Raw genomic sequence first — 19828 nt, 5'->3', positions numbered from 1 at the left:
CGCCTATCTGAGTGTTTTGCATGCACGCTCGGAAGAGCAGGTAGTTCGCCAGGTATTAAGAATTAGAACTGTAGGAAAGATAATGTACGATCCGATTTTAGTGCAACCGATGCGAGAGGAAGTGACACGTTTTGGCGTGAAGGAAGCTCGCACCGCCGAGGAAATTGATAATTTTGTCAAGCAAGAGGGGACCACGCTGGTCTTCATCAACTCGGTCTGTGGTTGCGCAGCCGGTAGTGCCCGTCCGGCGCTCGCGTTTGCCACCCAGCACACGACGAAGCCCGACCGTATGATTACAGCATTTGCCGGGAATGATGTTGAAGCGGTTGCGCGTGCTCGCGGGTATTTTACCGGTATTGCTCCCAGCTCCCCGTCATTCGGTCTTCTACGTGATGGTGAACTCGTGTGGATGCTCGAGCGCTGGCAGATCGAGGGACATGGTCCCGCCGAAATTGCCGGAATGCTGACGAAGGCATTCGATGAACATTGTGGCGTAAAGCAGCCCGCATAAGGTTGCTGCCAAACGATTAGCTTGAGAAAAGGCGCGGATTCCGCGCCTTTTCCTTTTATAAGATTACAGGCCAATACTGACCATTGCGACCGGCCCCCAGCCGTTGATGGCAGGGATTCCTGAAGCCGAGCCAATATTCGACTCGCCGATGTAGTTCACGCCTGCGCCTGCCGTTACCATTCCCTTTATGATGTCGAACTGATAAATGGCCTGCGCCTCATAGAGAAAGCTCGTGTAGTTTACCGAGGGGATCGGCTGCCCGCTCAGCGGGCCTGGTTGATAGGTCGACGAGCCGAGCCCGACAGCGCCAGAAACCATGATGTGCCAGATCGACATGTCGGTACCGCCGAGAAACCCTGTCTCGTGGATATAACTGGTATTGTCGCCCCAGGAAGCAATCCGCGCTTCGGCAAAGAAATTCGAAAACGATCCCCGTAGCGCGCCATAAGTACCGCCGCTAATTCCTGCAACACTCGAACTCTGCACGCCGCCGAGCGCTCCGGCACTGAGAATTGCCCCAGGAATCTGCGCCTGAGCCGAATTGACGTGGCCAATCAGGAGCGTCAATCCAAATAATAGGGAGAGGAACGGAAAAGCCAAATATTTTTTCATGGTTGAAGATAATGGTGTCATCATATTATCTCTGACCAATAACCGCGCCGAATGTTTCCGAATCCGGTATTGCGACCCGTTACTTCTTACTCATCCATATGCCTCAGGCAAACGCTCCAGTATCCCAATCTACTGGAGGTAGCTCTTCGCGATAATGCTTCACATATAGAAGGTAATTGGAGAAACCAGTCGCGGGCATCTGCTTCTCTTCGTCACTGAGCGGTCTCAGAATACGTGCCGGGACTCCGGCCACGAGCATTCCGGGAGGGACGATTGTCCCGCCAAGCACGACCGATCCTGCCGCGACGAGCGAGCCCTCACCAATCACGACCCGATCCAACACAACAGCATTCATGCCGATCAGTGCGCCATCTTTGACTGTACAGCCGTGCAAAACCGCGCCGTGCCCGATGGTGACATTCTCGCCGACCCAAACAGGATTTGTATAATGCGTGACGTGGATCGTCACGTTATCCTGCACATTGGAGTTGCGGCCAATATGCACGCGCTCGATATCGCCGCGAATGACCGAGTTGAACCAGACACTGACATTTTCTTCTAACTCAACGCCGCCAATGATGCGCGCGCCGGCGGCAAGGAACACGCTCTCATGGACCTTTGGGATTCGGCCATCGAACGCGTAGAGCTTTCCGGTCTCGACCGAAGGAGTAATTTCTATTTCTTGATGCATGCGCCTGAAAAGCGGGCGCGCGCGTGGGCGGTTCCCTCAGGGTTATTGTATTTGCCGGCGAGTCAGTGTTCCGCCTTCTTCTTTATCGAACATGATCGGACCAAGCCCTTTGTGATAATAGACGATCCAGTATGGAATCGTGTCAGATTGCGCGCTGCCATCCTGCAACTCGCGCGCATATCGGACGACGAGTACGGAAGGATAGGACTTTGTGACCGCGCCATTCGTGATTTGAAGGGTATCGAGTTGCTCGACCACGCGGCCAGTGATGGGATACGAATGCCAGTTGTGAGCCGGATCCACGAGGGTGCCCGCGTGCCAGGAGGCATTTGGGATTGTTCGGTCCTGGCGCAGCAGAACGAGTGGTCCCTCAATGTTGGAGTATACAGTCGGGAGCGGCGGCAGAAGTGGGGTCCAGTTACCGTTTGCAGACGAACTGCCGAAAATTGTAAAGTCTGTGATAACAGCAACTCCTCCATTGACAACAAACTGAGATGGCGCGGCCGGTACGTGGACTTTTCCGAACTTGGTACCAGAAGTGTCCATCCAATAATAGTCTCCGCCTGCCAGCATACAGAGTGTATCCGGTTCTGAATAAGTATGCTTAGTAACTACGGCTGTGACAGGGCTCGGCAAACCGTATGGTGCAACGTGGGTCCATGTTGCCGTTAATGCGGAAGACATATAAACACCATTGGCAGTGCCAGCAACAAGCCCGGAATTGTACTGCGCGATGGAATAAATTTTTCCCGATGCGGGCAAAGTAACAGCGGCACCCGGGCTACCGCCGGCAGGCGTGAGAGCCCAAATACTGCCGCCGACACTTCCCGCGAGCACAATCTGTTTATCAGACGAAGCACACAGGGCGGTGATCTGATCGTGAACGGATGGTGCCTGCGTCCATGGACCGTAAAGTCCTTTTAGAATATATACGCCGACAGAGTTCTCTGGGGCTGCGAAGAGTGATCCACCATAAAAAAGCAGGGCATGGATTGGCCCCGATACCGGAATGCGGGAGGCCAGATGTTGCCAGGATCCCGGTCCACCGGTGGCCCGCCATAGAATATCGCCCGTTGGAGTTGCTGCGAACAAGTGTCCTGTGGGCGCATCGAAAGCGAAGCAGTTAACGGAGACGAGGTTCGGATCATCCAATGTCCAAGTGTGTCCATTGAAGCGATAGATACCATTATCCGTTGCGGCATATTGAACGGTATCGAGATCGATCGCCGCAGTAATTTTCGGTTGGACCACAATCTCAGAATCTTGAGCACCGAAGAAGGAATCTCCATCCAGATCGAGCAGCGAGCCGCGACGGAAGCCCGTCGCCGTTATGCTGTCGGGCGTCACATGAAACGTGATGCTAATAGTATTATTCTCTTGCAAGACAAGACCTGCCGACAAGGAAACGAAATTCACCACATCATACGAACCGTTGCCAGAACTGAAGCGCATGCTCGATGGCGTCCCACTCCAGAAGTAGGCCGGAAGGTCGCTGATTTCAGGTTCCTGGATCGGCTCCACCTGCTGTCGGCACGCGACGACGGCGAGCGACAACAGTGCGAATGTCCAGAAAGAGTAGGATCGTCTCATACTTGATCTTATGGATGAAATGCGAGTCCGAAGCGCGCTCCGACACCAAACGATGTCAGCTTGTCACGATTTGGGCCAACAGTTACGACGCCGAGCGGGCCGGAAGCATTTGAGGCGACGCCGGTCGTAGCAGATTGTTTTGGACTCACCTGCGACGCATCAACGGAAACGGCCGCTTCGAGCGCGAGGAAATTGAACAACGAGTAATTGCCCGAAAACTCGAACATGCCAAGTCCCGATAGGCTACCGGGAATAAATGCAAGGCCCAGGACACCCGAAGCGCCGAAGCGAAGGCGGTCTTGTGGATTGAACTCATAGCGCATGGCAACGCCAGCCCAATACGCGTTCACCGAACCAACGTAAGCATCGCTATAGCGCTGGACCAAATCTTCAGAGTATGGTGATAGCGCATAGTAAGAATAGGTTTGGATCTGATAGAAGCGAGAGTATCCCACGCGCGCACCGGCGGAGAGCCAAGGACTGATCTCATATTCCAGTCCGCCCTCGAATCCGCTGGACATCTCAGAACCCGAGGTCACCCCCATTTGGGAATCCATCGTGCGTTTCGTTAGCGGAGCATCTGGCAGCCAAGTATTATGTTGGTTGGCGTTGATAAACATTCGCAACGGAACATAGCTGCTTGCTCCGCGCTCAAGCATGAAGTGGGGAAGGTTGCTGTTGTGAGATTGCCTGTCAGTTGGTGGCAGTCTTGGTTCTGCTGAGGCAAGCGCTATTGGCGGAATTGCATCAGAAGATTGAGCATTTTGCGCCGAGGACCCCACTGGCGTCGAAGGAGTCACGGCATCCGACCCATTGCCAGCCGGTACTCGTATTGCGACGGCCGGAAGATGCGCGGAGCCAGCCGGAAGTTCTGTCGCACCAGCCCGAAGCCGTGTGGTCCCATCAGGCGTGGTGGACGCGATCTTCGCAAGATGGCGCGCAGACCGATTAGAGCTCGCATGTAATGCGGCTGATGGAGCAGTACTTCCATGCGTTGTGGCCGCACCCTCATGCGCTTCACCCTCGCGTGATCCGTTACTTGCGAGTTGATCGACGTACGGCGCGGAAGAATTTGAAGTGGAATGAGAACTTTGAATTAGGTTATCAGATCGCTGAAGTGAACTGGATGGATGCGAATTATTCAAAGCGAACCAGACTCCGGCGCCGACGATGCCAAGAACTGCAGCCGCAATGGCGAGTTGAGTTGAACGAGCACCAAACCATGAAGTCGCAACGCGGCGATCCTGGACCGGCGCGGCGAGATAGGGGAGCATCACACTCAGCAACGGCAACTTGGAGGCCAGCGCACGCTGCGTTTCAAGCGGAGCCGAAACCGGCTTCGCCGCATGAGTGAGCAGATCGCCCATGCGGACGTGCGCATCAAGCGCGCGCCGGCCTTCGGGGGAATCCGTAATCGCTCGCAGTACCTCCTCTCGCTCGGAGGGGTCGAGCGAGCCATCGAGGTAGGCTAATATTTGTTCTTCGATCTGTGCCATCTTCTTATCGAATGATGAATGTGGAATGTTGAATGATGAATAATCGCACTACGGCCAACCTTCATCTTTCGTCACTCTTCATTCATAATTTCTCCATCATCGTGTACTAAGTCCCAAAGTTCTTCACGCATCGCGAGCTTTGCCCGATAGATACGCTGTCGGACGCCGCCAAGCGTCAAGTGTAATTGCTCGGAAATCTCTTGATACGAAAAGCCATCGAATTCGCGCAGGATAAACGGATCTCGAATTTCTACCGGCAGGTTCGATATCGCTCGCTCGACGCGCTCTTTCAGCGTTGCTTGCTCTTCGCGATATTCCGGATGCATCGAGCGGTCGGTCGACTGCAGCTCTTCGTGGGAATCATCAATTCCGACGAGCGCGCGTTTGCGCTTGTGGTTCAGATATGTTGTCCGAACGATGGTATAAAGCCATCCGAGCACGTTCGTCCCTTCTCGGAATGTATGTGCCTTGCGAAAGACCTTGATGAAGGTCTCCTGAAAAAGATCGCTGGCAAGATCCCGGTCGCCGCCCGCCAGCCGAAGACAAAAGGTATAGACTTCGGCCTGGCGGCGGAGATAGAGTTCGACGTAAGCTTCTTCGTTACCCTGCGAAAATCGCTGAAGTAGCTCGTGATCCGGGGTCTCTTTTGGAGGCCGCACAATATTGATCGGTCCATGCACCGCAGCCTCCAGAGGCAGATCATCCTGAGGCACGGTCGTTCCTGCAACATTGCCACCGGATTCTTCAGGATATAGAGTCCCGTTCGCGGCAACCCGCTCGCTCACGTGAAGCGATCGTGCAGATTTACCGCCACTCCTTGATAAAGTGAGTGATCCAATGGCCATTGGTGTGTTAACACCTCGGGCAAGGAAGAGTCACAGCGGTTTGGCTGTCAATTCGCCAACTATTGAGGACTCCTGCCGATTTCGGCGTATTTTTGTCAGTCCGTCCAGCGCGTCCTATCCAAACGGCAACATGAAGCGATATCTGTTCATAGTCACGCTCCTCCTCGCAAGCACCGCGCTCCGGGCGCAGTCCTTGAACTTGCTCACGGATCTGCATCCGCGTCCGCAGGTCTCTTTCTTCAAGTCGAGCGGACATCCTTTTGTTCTCGATCGCTCGACTGTGATTGTAATGAGTGACTCTGCTACAAGCGGAACCCTGAAAGCCGTGCAATTCCTACAGCGCACTCTTCGGGAGCAGTTTGGAGATACGCTATCCACGCTCCTGTACTCGTCCTATCTTCATGTCAATTCACCAAAAGCAATCCTGATCGGTGAGTATCGTGATCTTCCATCGTTGCGGGACAGTGTCTGGGCTGAAAGCGGACACGGACTCATTGTTGTCTACGGCGGTCAAAGTTATGAGTTGGCCTCTTCTGAATCTAAGCTTCAGCTTTGCGGCCAAGATTCGGATGGTACATTTTATTCAGTCGCTACTGCAATACAACTGTTTCGTCTCGCTCACGATACCATTCCATCTCTTTTCATTTTCGATTATCCCGACTACCCAATCCGCTGGGTCTTCTCGGCGCACAATCTCATGGTGCCCGCACAGGTGAGTGCACTCGAAACGATCGAGGACTCGATGGCGGCGCATAAGCTGAATGGGCTGCAACAGAATGATTTCAAGTACAGCATATTGGATCGGCTCGACAGCTATTATTATGGTCATGTGGATTCGATGCGCGTCCATGCCGAGCAAAACAATATCGAGGTGATTCCGGGCGTCTGCACGATCGGATGGTCACAAGCGGAATTGCTGCACGATCCCGATATGGCCGAGGGATTTCCGACGACTTGTCGATATGTGATCAAAGGCGACACCGGGCAGCTCGTTGGCGATCCACGGGTCGCGCTGCCGAATGGTAATTTCGAGAATGCAACGGGCAACACATTTCCGGGGTGGGGATGGGTCGATACGACCGTTCATGTCGATAACAGTGTCGTTCACAACGGCCGCTTTAGCGCCCGCGTGGAGAATTTCGGGAACAACGCACCAAACGGACGCTTCATCAAACTACTGACCTGTTCGCCGCACCATGGTTATCACATGTCGGCTTGGGTGAAGACACAGAACTTCCGCGGCGAATTCAATTTGCTCGCCATCGGCTTTCATGGCGGCTCATCCCGCACGCTGACCTTCACACAGTTCGGCATTCCTTCGACAAGCGACTGGCAGCAGGCGAACGTGATCTTCAATACGCTCGATTACGACTCGCTGTATGTATATTGTGGGGTCTGGAGTGGTTCCGCCGGTACGATTTGGATGGATGATTACCAGATCGAAGAGGCCGGCATGACGAATCTTCTCCATCGCGCGGACGAACTGCCCGTGGTAACCGGTCCAGCGGGAAAGTACGCGGAAGGCACCGACTATGCTCCTATTATCGACTCGATCATGGAGCAGTCCAATGGCTCGTATTCGTGGCACACACCACCAACGCTGCATATCCCACCAGGCAGCAGGATTCATAATGGCGATTCTGTGAGTGTGAGCTTCATCCGTGCAAATCCGGTTCTCAATGATGTCACCGGCGACGGATCGACAATGGTCTGCGTCTCCGAAGATACGCTCTACTCGATCATGCACGATCAGATTTATCGTGTCGATTCTCTTCTGCATCGACCGAATCGCTACTTCATCAGCCACGATGAGATCCGGCAAATGAACTGGGATTCCGCGTGCAACCGGCGTCAGCTCACGCCGGCGCAACTGCTTGCCGATAATGCGACAAAGTGTGACTCGATCGTAACGCACGTGCATCCCGCCGCGGACATATTCGACTGGAGCGATATGTTCGACTCGCTGCATAACGCTCGCAACAACTATTATCTGGTCAACGGCGATCTATCGGGTGATTGGGACAAGATTCCGAAGAACATCACGATCGTCAATTGGAATGGCGGCTATATGTCGCAAAGTCTCGATTTCTTCGCCAAACACGGCTTCTCGCAGATCACAAGTCCATACTACGACGTGCAGAACACGAACAACATGCGCGCCTGGCGTTTGGCGATGGACACGATCCCAAACATGCGCGGTATGATGTACACGACCTGGGCTGCGGATTACTCCTTCCTAACGCCCTTTGCAGATTATGCCTGGAGCGCGGGGCCGATGATTGTGCATACGCCTCTCGCATTGGGCGCAAAGATCACGGATGGCGAGTATGTGCCGGTGAACGCGAATGTGTTTGCCGATCCATACGATCCGACCGATACGATTACTAAGGTCACCTACATACAATACGACAAAGCAAACGGTAAAGATCAGGTAATGAGTATTAAGATGGTCCCGGACACCGGTCATTATTACCGCTGCACAAACCTTACGCAGGGCGATCCGGGTACGGACGTCACCTACGAGATTCGAGCGACTGATAAGAACGGAATCACTCGCACCACCCCGCGATATTTGATTATCCATATTGCGAGCGATGGAGTCCAGGCTCCAGCCCTGCAGGATGCTATCAGCATCTACCCAAATCCGACGAACGATCGAATCGTGGTCACGATACCAAATGGCATTCCGCAGATTGCTTCAATTCAGATTCTTAACTCGGTCGGTGCGGTTGCTGCAAGTCCTTACATAAGAGAAGAGGGACAAATCTCAATAGACACGCACTCCTTGCCCGCTGGCGCGTACAATCTTATCCTCAAGACTGGCGCTGAAACGATCACCAAGCCGTTCGTCATCCTGAGATAAGCGGTTCCGGTGACATTGCAACGTCAGTCCGGAACAGGACGCTCATCGCCACAATCGTGCTCGCGCAGTAAATCGGGATCAGCTCGCCGAAGATTCGGCTCTCGAGCAGAATGCCAACGGGAAGCATCACGGCCCAGAACAGGAGGCTCACTAAAAGCAGGGAGCGTAGCGCGCGTGGTGTCCACTTCCACAGTGCGAAGGAAACAATGTGCATCCCGCCAAACAGAAAGATAAAATAGCGAACGACTCCTTGATTGCTCGTCCAGGCGTGCTCAAGGCTGCCGAGATTGAATGCGAGATGATTTTCAAACGGACCACCCGGCGAATCTCGGAAGAGATAATTCAAGAACACGCGGACCGCGATCCAGATCGTGGCGCTCGCAATGGCGAGCGTGAGCCACGAGCGAAGCGATCGTTCACGCCACCATAATGCCATCAGACATGGCAGTGCAAACAAGATCGTCTCGCGGTTGAAACACGCCATGGCGAATAGAACATACCACGCGACCCACTTGCGTTCGTGCCGGAGAATAAGCAGCGCGAGAAAGAGCGCGATGCCAGCCAGGTCCGATGAAAAATGCATGTAGCACAGCAGGCAGTAATTCCAGAAGAGTGGAACGAGAATCAGCGGCGCCGCAATCCAAGCGCGCGATTGCGAAACAAAAAAACTAAGGAACCGCCCGAATAGCAGAAGAATAGCCCAGAGTTCGACGATAGTCGTCAGCTTGTTGACCGTATCGATCCTGAGCGAAGTTGCTACGGAGACAACATGGATAATCGCAGGCATAAGCACACGGAGCTGCATCGGGCGCCGGGCAGTGAATGTCGTAAGTTGCTCGACGGTCACATCGAGGTTGTGGGGCAGAACGTAGTCATAGATATTCGCGAATGTCCATGCTAATAGCAGGTAGACCATTCCGATCATGACTTGCTGCGGTTGCGGGCGAGCGAACTTGGTAATCGTCATGCTTCGCGATGAATCGAAGGGCAAAAGAGTTGAAAGACCATCGATACGGAACTAGCGCTGAGAGCCTTTTCGGTTAAAAAATCGTTCCGGGAAGCCTGATGAGCAAAGCCCATACGATCAAAGTCCTTCGAGAGAATTACCGCGCCGAGCGTGAGGCGGCGGAGCAATATCGCGCGCTGGCCGAGCGCGAGCGCGATGAGGTCCGCAAGACGGTGCTCTACAAATTAGTCGATCAGGAAGAGAAGCACGCGGCCCGGTGGAAGAAGCGCCTGGAAGAGATGGGCGAGAAGGCCGATGAGCCTTCGAAAATCTCGATGCGCTACAAGCGGATGATGGTCCGATCCCTCGACACGGATACGGTGCTACGCCGCATGGAAGCCGATGAAGTTGCAGCCGAGCGAGCCTATAGCCGCATGATCGCCGGTGTCACCGATACCGATCTCATTCGAGAAATCGAAGAGGTCAAAAAAGAAGAAGAGGTCCATTCGAAGGTGCTCCGCTCCATGTATGGTCCATCGGCTACGATAGGTGATACACACCATCCACAAGGGGAGACTCGGTCGAAGTTGGAAGGCCTTATGCGCCGCGAGCGGTGGCACGTCAAGTCGGGTAGCTGGGTGGCCGATGCGATCTACGGCGCGAACGATGGACTTGGCGCAGTCTTTGGGATCGTGAGCGGAGTGGCAGGCGCGACCGACGTGGCCGGGGGTGCCTCGACACATTTCGTCCTGCTCTCCGGCTTTGCCGGCATGATCGCAAGTTCAGTCTCGATGGGGTCGAGCGCATATCTCGCAGCAAAATCCGAGCGCGAAGTCTATGAAGGCGAGATGCACCGCGAGCGGCAGGAAATGGAGGAGAATCCCGAGGAAGAGAAGGAAGAACTCTCTCTCATGTATCAGCTCCGGGGCTTCAGTGAGGAAGAAGCGAATGATCTGGCCGATAAACTCTCGCAGCAGCCCGAGGAATTTCTGAAAGTCATGGGCGCGGAAGAACTCGGACTTTCCGAGATGTCCTTTCCAACTCCATTTCGATCGCTCGCGAGCGGCGGATTCTCGACACTCATCGGCGCATTCATCCCGCTCATTCCATTCTTCTTCTTTAACGGCATGACGGCCGTTGCGGCCAGCTTCGCGCTTTCGCTCGTGGCTCATTTTGCCGTCGGTGCAGCGAAGAGCATCATCACGGTGCGCTCGTGGTGGAAGTCGGGACTAGAGATGGCAGTCGTGGGCGTGATCGTCGCCGTGGTGACGTATGGAATCGGCAGGCTTTTCGAAATCAGTCTCAATTAGTTGCTGAGCCGGAATGAGTAACGAGCTACAATTGATCGACCTGAGTCACACCGTCGAAGCCGGCATGATCACCTATAAGGGTCTGCCAGCTCCGATCATTTGCGATTTCTTGAGCCGGGAAGCCTCGCGATCCGTTTATGCGGATGGGACCGAGTTCAATATCGGGAAGATCGAGATGGTCGCGAACACAGGCACATACATCGACAGCCCTTTTCATCGGTTTGCCAATGGCAAGGACCTATCGGAGTTGCCGCTGATCTCACTGGCTGGTGTTCCGGCCATCGTTGTGCGTTGCGAGCACCTCGGTCGCCGCGCAATCTCCGCAGCCGATCTGAAGAGGCTGGAAGTAAAAGGGAAGGCGGTACTCATCCACACCGGATGGTCGCAGCACTGGCGGACCGATCAGTATTTTGAAGGCCATCCGTTTCTTACAAAGGACGCCGCGCAGCGACTCGCGGATGAAGGCGCTGTGATCGTGGGGATAGACTCTTATAATATCGACGACACAGCCGATCTCACTCGACCGGCACATACGATCCTGCTCGGCGCGGAAGTTCCGATCGTCGAGCACATGGGTTCGCTCGAACTACTGCCCGACTCCGGGTTCGCATTCTGCGCGGTGCCAGTGAAGGTTAAGGAGTTCGGTACGTTTCCAGTGCGGGCCATTGCGCAGATTAAAGCCTAAGGCTCCCGACTATTTGGAGCCAGCTGATATGGTCGTATTGAAGTCCTTGGCGTATTCCTTGAGTTGTTGTTCGGAGACCTTCCACGAGCCGGGCGAATTCCAGAGGTAGTCCATCTGCTTCGCGAGTTGTGGGTTGGCGTTTTTGGACGTAGCTTGCCGGCATAGCGCAGTTAATCGGCTTTCGAACGCTTCGCTCGCAATGCGGTAGGTGACTCCGCCGATGGTGAGCGTTGCGCCGCCGTTGGCGGTGCGAGTAATTGTTGCCTTTAGAGTGGTTGATCCATCCAGACAGTCCCAACCTTTCGGAAGGGTGAGGCTGGCGCAAGTTCCACGAGCATAACAGCAGCCGCGGTCTCCATGCGAGTTCGTATAACAAAGACGGACATAACTGGCAGATGCGGTAATTGTCCCGAATGTAGTGAATAGTGAGACGAGTAAGAGTGTGAGTAATCTGGTTTTCATATTTGGCAAAAACAAGTTTATACGACGAAAAGGGAACACGATGGAACACCCGTAGTTCCCGATACAACGGCCGCGAAATCGCGCTTCAGATACGCTGTCGCGATCGTAACATTCGGAATCGCTTGTTGCGTCGAGGTTTCGGGATTCGAGCGCTAATTTTCGCTTGGTGCTTCAATCTGTGTGAGATTTGATTTCGGCACCGTCCTGACCCAGCATCCAAACTGCTTCAACTCTTCCATGCGGCACGACCAGACTAGCTGCCCGTTATGCAGAGTCATGTCCGGACAGCCATCGCACATATTCTGCTGACCGTTTTCGAGGAAGTCCACCGGCTGGATAATCATGATGGACTGGTAGTGCATCCCCTTGAACAGCCGCGCCGGATTGTGCAGCGCGGATTTGGCATACGCGCCGGCAACTTTACGCGCGCCTTTGTCGAATGGCGAAAGGAGCATCATCGAGCGTCCCAGTTTGGTCGTGCCAGGGGAGGCATACCCAAGGTACCGGCCCTTCAGGAAATGGTAGCCCGCCTGATTGATCTCCATGAAGCGCGCGCCGACGTAGCCGTATACTTTCTCCTTCGTGCCGATCCGTCCGGAGAGCAGCCATTTGAATGAATCCGGTTTTTCGGTGCCGTTCAGGTACGCACAGGGATTGAACTCCGGAAACCGCCTGCGAATCTCGTGGACAACATCGGTAGCCTGAAGATCGACTTTGCGCTCCTGCGTCTCGCCGTAGACGAGATCGTTCATGTCCACTTTTTTCGCGCCCGCATACCAATCGAATGGGATCTGTGGCGCGGCGGCGCGATACAGGATAAAGACCATCACATGCACTTTATCGATATTCTTTCCAGCCCACTCGACAAGTTCGGGCGCATAGTGCAGCGTATCATCGTAGACGGTCGCATTGAAGGAGCAGGAGAGTCCACCTTCATCGGCGAGCATATCGGCAAAGTGCATCCGGAGATCGTTGAGTTGAAGCTCGTTTGCATGCTTCCATCCGGGCCGGCCTTGTTTGCTATCGATGTGGAAGGTAAACCCGGTGGCCCCGGCCATCTTTAGTTCGTGAAGCAGATCCTTCGTCAGGAGTCCACCATTACTGTTAATGACGGGTTTGACGCCACGCTTTGCGACGTGTCGCACAATCTCGACGATGTCGGGGTGCATCAGCGGTTCGCCACCAGCGATCGAGATGCCATCGGAATTACGAAGACGTAAGAAGGTGTCAATCTCTTCGCGGACCTGTTCGAGGGGCTTGTGGCTCTTTGTGACATTCTCACGATAGCAGCCATCACACGCCAAGTTACACTGCGAGGTCGGTTCGAGCCACGAAATCGCGTTATCGGCGAGATTCCAGGGCAGCCGGTACAGCTTGCGGTGATCGACTTCAGGCTCGACTGCGAGCAAAGGAGACTCGAGTGGGAGTGGAGAATAATTCGAGGGCATTGCTACCTCCATGGTGATGAATCGAGGTGAGTTGACTTTCAAAGCCGCTCGATGTGACGGGAGGTCGGAGCGAGTGGCTGCTTAGGAGTTCATAAACACCAATACTTGTCTAATACAATCCTGTTCAGAGAGCAAAACTAATCGGAATGGTGAGCGATCTTGTCTTCCGCAAGCCCGACCGGTATTTTAGAGTCTGATACTTGGACGAACGCCGAACATTTTTCTGCCAGATTCCATTAACCACCCTTCTAAGTTAATTCACCGAAGCATGGCCGAAGACAAGTTACCCAAAAGAAGCGAGGATTTTAGTGCATGGTACAATGAAGTGGTTGCGCGAGCGGAACTGGCCGAGCACTCTCCGGTGCGGGGATGCATGGTCATTCGTCCGAACGGCTATGGCATCTGGGAGTTGATGCAGCAGGCGCTGGACCGGATGTTCAAGGACACCGGTCACCAAAATGCCTATTTCCCGCTGCTGATCCCGCTCTCCTTTATCACAAAGGAGGCTGCGCACGTTGAAGGTTTTGCGCCCGAACTGGCAATCGTCACGAAGGGTGGCGGCAAGGACCTCGAAGAACCGCTCGTTATTCGGCCAACATCGGAGACGATTATCTACTCCATGTATGCGAAGTGGGTGCAGTCCTATCGCGACCTGCCGATTCTGATGAACCAGTGGGCGAACGTCGTCCGCTGGGAGATGCGGACGAGGCTGTTCCTCCGCACCATGGAATTTCTCTGGCAGGAGGGACACACTGCGCACGAGACCGAACTGGAAGCGGAGGAGGAAGCATTGCGAATGCTCGGCGTTTACCGGACATTCATGTATGAGTATTGCGCCGTTCCCGTTCTAATCGGGTTGAAGACCGACAGCGAAAAATTTGCCGGTGCACTTAGAACCTATACTACGGAGGCCCTGATGCAAGATAACAAGGCGCTCCAAAATGGCACGAGTCATAATCTCGGGCAGAATTTCGCGAAAGTATTCGATCTCCAGTTTCAGTCTCGTACCGGGACGCTCGAATATGCGTGGAACACCTCATGGGGTGTTTCCACGCGCATGATCGGCGGCCTCATAATGACCCATTCGGATGATGACGGTCTTGTGACGCCACCGAAGCTCGCGCCAATCCAATTGGTGATCGTCCCGATCTTCAAGACCGACGCAGAAAAGCTTACAGTCATGGAAACGGCCGAGCAAGTCTTCCGCGAGTTGAAAGCTGCCGGAATTCGCGTAAAGCTCGACGATCGCGACTCGATGAGTCCCGGTGCGAAGTTCTTCGATTGGGAGATGAAGGGGATACCTCTTCGCATGGAGATCGGGCCCAAGGACGTCCAGAACAACACGGTCGTAATTGTGCCACGAATTGCGCTTTCTCAAGAGGAGCCTGCAAAGCCAGGGCGCAAGCAGAAGTTGTTTGTGAGCAGCACTGAATTAGCCGCTCGCATCCCGCACCTCCTGAACTCGCTCCAATCGCAATTGCTCGAAAACGCAGTGGCACGCCGCGAAGCAAACAGCATTCGCGGGGTCAGCTCGTATGAGGAGATGGCTAAGCTCATTGATCGAGACGCCGGATTCATTTACGCTGGATGGTGCGGATCGGCCGAGTGCGAAGCGAAGGTGAAGGAGGAAACCAAGGCCACGATTCGGGTCATCCCGGTTGAGGAATTTCGCAGCAAACAGGCTCCGGAGCGATGTGTTGTCTGTGGGGGAGCGGCGAAGCACGAGGTCGTCTGGTCCAAGTCCTATTGATCCGGCAGAACGGAAAGGACATAAAAAACCCGCGGTAGAAGGTGATGTCTACCGCGGGTTCTGTGAAAGCGTTACGGGTAGAAGGTCCGTAGGCTGGTGAGAGAGGTATTGGTAGTTGGATGCTGATACTTTAAATGATTCTCATCGAATAAGGAATTAGCATCAAAAACATCTTTTTTATACGATAATGGCGCTCGCGGCCGCCCGGTCGAAATGCCATTGGTGAAGATTGGCGATCGAAACGAAAGGATCGCCGATTACATAGAATCGAAAGCCGCCGAAGTAGACGTCGTCTGTCAACAGGCAGACCCCATGTAGTGAAATTGAGCGCGTGCGCCGGAAAAAGTCAACATCTCCCAAATTTTCGAGTGCTGAGGACCCGATGACGGTTTGCTCGCCGGCAAAGGATTCTTCGGAATAGAGTCGAACTCTGGAGTCCTTTTGGATCGGTCGAATGCTCGTGCCGGCAACCCAATCGAAGTCCATGCTCACGTTCGAAGCAACCTGAATGCGTCCGGTCCTGCGAGGGGGTACCGTCTTATGCATGAGATGCGCTTGAAAGCGAACCCGCTCGATCACTCGTTGGATATGCTCGAAATGCTTGGCAAAGCGTGTTGTTGCCGCCCACTCCTCAAACATGTCGTGCGAATCGAAAATATGCACGAGTGGCTCGCCGGTGTGAGTGATCTCTCCGGCCAGCACCGGCTCCGTCGCGCGCGCGATAAAGTGCTTCGCGTGCGAAAAGTTGAGCGGGATGCCGGAAAACTCGAATTTTGGCTCAGCATATGTCCCGACGATCGGCGTTGAATGCCAGATCGGAGCAAGGTGCGGGAATAGCAAATCCATCGTGTATCCTTTTATTCAGAGCGCGCCTTACCGACGGGATGCCGGAGGCGCGGCACTGATTTCGGATGCAAAAATATCCTCCACAAGCCAGTACAACACTATCAGCCCTGGATATTTTACTACACAACTAAAGCCATCAGAGAGAAACAAAAATAGCCGTTCTCTCCTTGAGAACGGCTAATCTATCAGTTTAATTAACAAGGCTAAGTTTCAGCCTGCCAACAATTTACTACTTCCAAGGCATGTGCAGCATCGTGGCACAAAGTGGGGCTTTGTGTCAATAATCTTCCTCAGTTTTCAGGCAAATCTCACGCAGGGCGAGCGCCACCTCGCAAGATTTCAGTCAATTTTTCAGAATTATCGAGCGAAATAGCTCGATAAATTCTTAGCTTGCCACGTTCGGATCGATTGTTCCGCCCACGACGCTGGTCGATCCATCCGCGTTCTTGATGACGCTCCACATAACTGTGACCGTTCCGCCAGATGGGTTTGGCACAATTGCATTGACGCCGGCTGGAACCATGGCGCCATAGATCGTCATCGAAGAAACTTGGTCGCCGTTTAGGGTGGTAGCCACGTTCTGTCCGGGCGGTACGTTCACGAAGGATTGAGCGCCTGACGCCATGTTTAGAGTCACATTGACCGGCTGGCTCGTCATGTTCCCTGTGTTAAATGTCGTCACGACAACCGCATAGATCGAAAAGAAGCTGATTACAAGTGCGGCGGCAAGCGTGGAGATCTTCGTAGAACGTGTCATCGTATCGTAGGTAAAAATTGGTTGGAACGCAGGTTGAATAGAACTGATAAAATCTGATAGAATTGAAAAGCAAAGCCTTTCGATATTGAAGCGGATTGCCCCGATACTGCGGGCGGTGAGCCAAGCAGTTGGCCAAAGGGTACTGGCCTAAAACAACAATCCCGCGATGGCAGAAGCGTCTCGTGGGATGCGGGTCGGGGTGATAATGCCCCTCGGCCCAAATTTCGTTAGAAAGTGGCTTGGACAAAAAAGTCGCTTTGTCCGAACATCGCTGAAGACGGCCCCTAAAGGGGCCGGTTTTACTGCCATTTGAGAACGGCATATTAACATTTGCTTCCGAGAAATTGGTATAGACTGTGGAATAGTCGGAGATTTCCACAGTTGAGGCAGTAGATCATCGATCACATGTCGGTGGCTCAAGGGATTCGCTCGGCACCCAATATCCACGCGTTCAAGCTTTTGGGGAAGGTTCACCTGCTTTTTGCGTTGTTCGTACAGCGTGCGCTATTTTCCTGAAATCATCCGTGTCCTGGACCGCTTCCGCGAGAAGCGCGTTGAAACTCTTGATGGCGCTTTTCGGAGGAGAACTGATGACAAGGCATTCCTCCTCTATGATGGAATTCGTACAGGCATTTTTGGTAACGATAGCGTAGCTGCTGGATCACTCTATCAAACTCGGCCTAATGATCCACGCTACACGACGCTCAAAGCTCGCCTGAAGATTCGGCTGCTCAACTCGCTATTTCACCTTAACCTTCGCAAGGCCGGATTTTCGGAGAGTGCACAAGCAGAGTATAGCGCTAAGAAGCGAGCTTTTCTGATCCATACGCTGGTAAGACTTGGTGCGAGGAAGGCCGCAGTAAGCCTTGCAAAAAGAAACCTTGACGAAGCCACCAAATATGAAATTACCGATATTGGATATGAAATGGCATTGCTACTCAGAACGAATGCCGGAATTAATGCCAGGTTAGCCGAATACGAGTCCTATGACCAAATTCTCAAAGGGTTCTTGGCAAATCTAAACGATGAGGCCGTGGCCTGGGAATATTTTGACCGTCAGCAGATCATCCTTGGCCGATATGCAGGGGGGCGGGCAAGATTCGCACCTCAATTCCTTGAATACGCGTTGCACCTGAGGTCGCTCCTCCGTGGGGAGAGCTCATTCACCTTCAGACTTAATTATTATCGCGTACTGGGTAACGCGCTGGGGGCAGCTGGGAAGCACATGGAACGTGTGGCCGAAATGGACGGGGCACTGATGTACCTCAGAAGCATTCCGCACCTCGCGCAACCTGCGCGTCTGGCCGAGTTTAAGCTCCAGCAGGTCGATAGCTTTTTGCGGGTTCGGCGATACGAAGAAGCCGAGAAGGCGGCTGAAGAATGCCTGACGCTCTTTAATGCGGTAACAATCTCCTGGTTTACCCTTCGGGAGCTTCAATTTGTGATTCTCACGAACCGTCTGCGATTCCTGGATGCGCTCGATATTTATCTTGAAGTCACGTCGCACCAGATTTTTCCGAACCTCCCGGAGGCGATGCTCGAGCGATGGAGGATTTACGAGTACTATTTGCACTATGCGTTTGAGAAGACGGGAACACCCGAAGCGGCACGTGAACTTCGCATGCGGTTCAAAGTCGATACGCTGATGCAAATGGTCCCGATGGCGGGCCGCGATAAAGTCGGAATGAACGTTGCACTGCGAATCCTGCAGATCATCTATTTGCTCGAGGGAGCGCGCTTCAAGGACATCTTCGACCGGATGGAATCGCTGAATCTCTATCGGGCGCGGTACCTTGTGGCCAAATCCTCCAAGGCCAGTTCGATCTTTTTGAAGATGCTCCGGATCATGGAAGCGAACTCGTTCGGGTTCGAGCGCTCGCGGCGCCAGGCCGCCCGATACTATCATCAGCTTCAAACTGAGACATTTGAGATTGTCGATTCCGAGATGGAGCTCGAAATCCTTCCGTTCACCTGGCTCTGGGACCGAATCCTCGAACGACTCGAGGCCATCGAGAACAATTACGAATTACGAATGACGAATGACGGATGAGGACGACGAAAATCGCATCTTGATCGGCTCAATCCGATATCCTGGATCCAGCAAAAGCAGCTAATCATTGGTAATTGATATTTGGATCGGGGAACCTCGCATGGCCATTCACCGCTTTAACGACGGCCCCTTCACTAAACCTCTACGCCTATTATCGGGAACATGAAAGCGGAGAAGTACAACATCTACGTCGAAAGCGCGGACGGCACCTCGACGAAGGTGAGGTATGGATTTGGCGCCGCCGGCGAGGAAGTCCAGCGCATCCTCGACGTGCCGGGCACCGTGCGCATTCGCGTCCAGATCGAAGGCGAAAAGCCGGATGTCACCTTTGAAACGACACGAGCCTGGCGATTGCTCGATATTAAGCAACGCATCAAAGCGCTGTCGTTCGAACAGTAGGTCCCCATTTTGAGGAAGCGTGCGTAAGGTGGTCCTACCGCCGCACCACGAAGTTCCTCGCCTGAGTGCCGCGTCCTGAGCTGGCCCGAAGGAAGTACGTCCCCTCCGGCAGCGCAGAGATATCGAGGGTGGATCCTGCGCCGGACACCAGTACGCTGTGCCAGGTCCGGCCAAGCGCATCGCAGATGCTCAGCATGACACTCTCCGCATCAGGATTGGATATCGTGACTCCCAGCTTATCGCTCGCCGGATTGGGCTCCACTTTCACGATTTCGAAAGGCGACTGGCCTGACATCGAGCGAAGCAAAGTCACGTCGCCGCAAAGCGTGCGAAGCGTGAACGCGCTCGTATCCATCTGCGCGAGCGCGATACAATCTGATGGCCGAGCGGGTTGGGCTGAGAATGTGATGCCATCGACTGACAACTGCGTTTGCTGATACTGCGAAAGGAATGCCGAGAAGTGGAGCGTTGCAAGCACAGAGTCCGTTGGCACCGGCGCGATGTGAATTCCCAAGCTCGCAACATGCTGCACAACACTTCCGGCTTGCGTTGTGACGAACGGTTCGT

Annotated in this window: 18 protein-coding genes; 7 read left to right on the top strand and 11 right to left on the bottom strand. The window is 53.8% G+C overall.

What is annotated here, in order from left to right:
- Positions 1 to 82: 82 nt before the first annotated feature.
- A complete protein-coding gene (locus Q8902_14345) occupies positions 83 to 511 on the top strand; it encodes a BrxA/BrxB family bacilliredoxin (GenBank protein MDP4200739.1) in 429 nt (142 codons plus the stop codon).
- A gap of 63 nt (positions 512 to 574) precedes the next feature.
- Here Q8902_14345 and Q8902_14340 read toward each other — a convergent pair whose 3' ends face one another.
- From Q8902_14340 to Q8902_14320, 5 genes are all read right to left on the bottom strand, one after another.
- Positions 575 to 1123 (bottom strand): hypothetical protein, encoded by a 549-nt coding sequence (locus tag Q8902_14340; GenBank protein MDP4200738.1) that lies wholly within the window; start codon positions 1121 to 1123, stop codon positions 575 to 577.
- Between the two features lie 103 nt (positions 1124 to 1226).
- On the bottom strand, positions 1227 to 1814 hold the full coding sequence (locus Q8902_14335; protein MDP4200737.1) for a gamma carbonic anhydrase family protein: 588 nt from the start codon (positions 1812 to 1814) through the stop codon (positions 1227 to 1229).
- A gap of 42 nt (positions 1815 to 1856) precedes the next feature.
- Positions 1857 to 3404 (bottom strand): hypothetical protein, encoded by a 1548-nt coding sequence (locus tag Q8902_14330; GenBank protein MDP4200736.1) that lies wholly within the window; start codon positions 3402 to 3404, stop codon positions 1857 to 1859.
- Between the two features lie 8 nt (positions 3405 to 3412).
- Complete coding sequence (locus tag Q8902_14325; protein MDP4200735.1) at positions 3413 to 4900, bottom strand: hypothetical protein; 1488 nt, start codon at positions 4898 to 4900, stop codon at positions 3413 to 3415.
- Positions 4901 to 4971: 71 nt separating this feature from the next.
- The gene (locus Q8902_14320) at positions 4972 to 5745 is read right to left on the bottom strand and encodes a sigma-70 family RNA polymerase sigma factor (GenBank protein ID MDP4200734.1); all 774 of its coding nucleotides are present in this window, start codon (positions 5743 to 5745) and stop codon (positions 4972 to 4974) included.
- Between the two features lie 130 nt (positions 5746 to 5875).
- Between Q8902_14320 and Q8902_14315 the strand changes: the two genes are divergently transcribed.
- The gene (locus Q8902_14315; protein MDP4200733.1) at positions 5876 to 8608 is read left to right on the top strand and encodes a T9SS type A sorting domain-containing protein; all 2733 of its coding nucleotides are present in this window, start codon (positions 5876 to 5878) and stop codon (positions 8606 to 8608) included.
- Here the strand turns inward: Q8902_14315 and Q8902_14310 are convergent.
- The gene (locus Q8902_14310) at positions 8595 to 9575 is read right to left on the bottom strand and encodes a hypothetical protein (GenBank protein ID MDP4200732.1); all 981 of its coding nucleotides are present in this window, start codon (positions 9573 to 9575) and stop codon (positions 8595 to 8597) included. The two genes, Q8902_14315 and Q8902_14310, sit on opposite strands and share 14 nt — an antisense overlap.
- 98 nt (positions 9576 to 9673) lie before the next feature.
- Here Q8902_14310 and Q8902_14305 point away from each other — a divergent pair, with 98 nt between their 5' ends.
- Together Q8902_14305 and Q8902_14300 are read left to right on the top strand one after the other, a co-directional pair.
- Positions 9674 to 10864: a VIT1/CCC1 transporter family protein gene (locus tag Q8902_14305; GenBank protein ID MDP4200731.1), complete on the top strand. Its 1191-nt coding sequence runs from the start codon at positions 9674 to 9676 to the stop codon at positions 10862 to 10864.
- Positions 10865 to 10877: 13 nt separating this feature from the next.
- Positions 10878 to 11549: a cyclase family protein gene (locus tag Q8902_14300; protein MDP4200730.1), complete on the top strand. Its 672-nt coding sequence runs from the start codon at positions 10878 to 10880 to the stop codon at positions 11547 to 11549.
- 9 nt (positions 11550 to 11558) lie between these two features.
- On the opposite strand, the gene Q8902_14295 is transcribed toward Q8902_14300, so the two are convergent.
- Positions 11559 to 12011, bottom strand: a complete 453-nt coding sequence (locus tag Q8902_14295) for a hypothetical protein (protein ID MDP4200729.1) — start codon at positions 12009 to 12011, stop codon at positions 11559 to 11561.
- A 152-nt stretch (positions 12012 to 12163) separates the two neighbouring features.
- On the bottom strand, positions 12164 to 13459 hold the full coding sequence (locus Q8902_14290; protein MDP4200728.1) for a radical SAM protein: 1296 nt from the start codon (positions 13457 to 13459) through the stop codon (positions 12164 to 12166).
- A gap of 268 nt (positions 13460 to 13727) precedes the next feature.
- Here Q8902_14290 and proS point away from each other — a divergent pair, with 268 nt between their 5' ends.
- Positions 13728 to 15209, top strand: a complete 1482-nt coding sequence (gene proS, locus Q8902_14285) for a proline--tRNA ligase (GenBank protein ID MDP4200727.1) — start codon at positions 13728 to 13730, stop codon at positions 15207 to 15209.
- A 177-nt stretch (positions 15210 to 15386) separates the two neighbouring features.
- Here proS and Q8902_14280 read toward each other — a convergent pair whose 3' ends face one another.
- Together Q8902_14280 and Q8902_14275 are read right to left on the bottom strand one after the other, a co-directional pair.
- Complete coding sequence (locus Q8902_14280) at positions 15387 to 16055, bottom strand: hypothetical protein (GenBank protein ID MDP4200726.1); 669 nt, start codon at positions 16053 to 16055, stop codon at positions 15387 to 15389.
- Between the two features lie 385 nt (positions 16056 to 16440).
- The gene (locus Q8902_14275) at positions 16441 to 16812 is read right to left on the bottom strand and encodes a hypothetical protein (protein ID MDP4200725.1); all 372 of its coding nucleotides are present in this window, start codon (positions 16810 to 16812) and stop codon (positions 16441 to 16443) included.
- 499 nt (positions 16813 to 17311) lie between these two features.
- On the opposite strand from Q8902_14275, the gene Q8902_14270 reads away from it, so the two are divergent.
- Positions 17312 to 18862 carry a hypothetical protein gene (locus Q8902_14270; protein MDP4200724.1) on the top strand — a complete coding sequence of 517 codons (1551 nt, stop codon included), beginning with the start codon at positions 17312 to 17314 and terminating at the stop codon, positions 18860 to 18862.
- 162 nt (positions 18863 to 19024) lie between these two features.
- Entirely contained in the window at positions 19025 to 19261 is a 237-nt protein-coding gene (locus tag Q8902_14265) for a hypothetical protein (GenBank protein MDP4200723.1), read from the top strand.
- Between the two features lie 34 nt (positions 19262 to 19295).
- Here Q8902_14265 and Q8902_14260 read toward each other — a convergent pair.
- Positions 19296 to 19828, bottom strand: a 533-nt coding sequence (locus Q8902_14260; GenBank protein ID MDP4200722.1) for a T9SS type A sorting domain-containing protein, incomplete at its 5' end; no start/stop codon positions are given.

This window comes from Bacteroidota bacterium, from assembly GCA_030706745.1.
GTDB lineage: Bacteria > Bacteroidota > Ignavibacteria > Palsa-1295 > Palsa-1295 > PALSA-1295.
The sequence above is the reverse complement of the archived record's forward strand: the minus strand, read 5'-3'. Positions and strand labels throughout refer to the sequence as shown.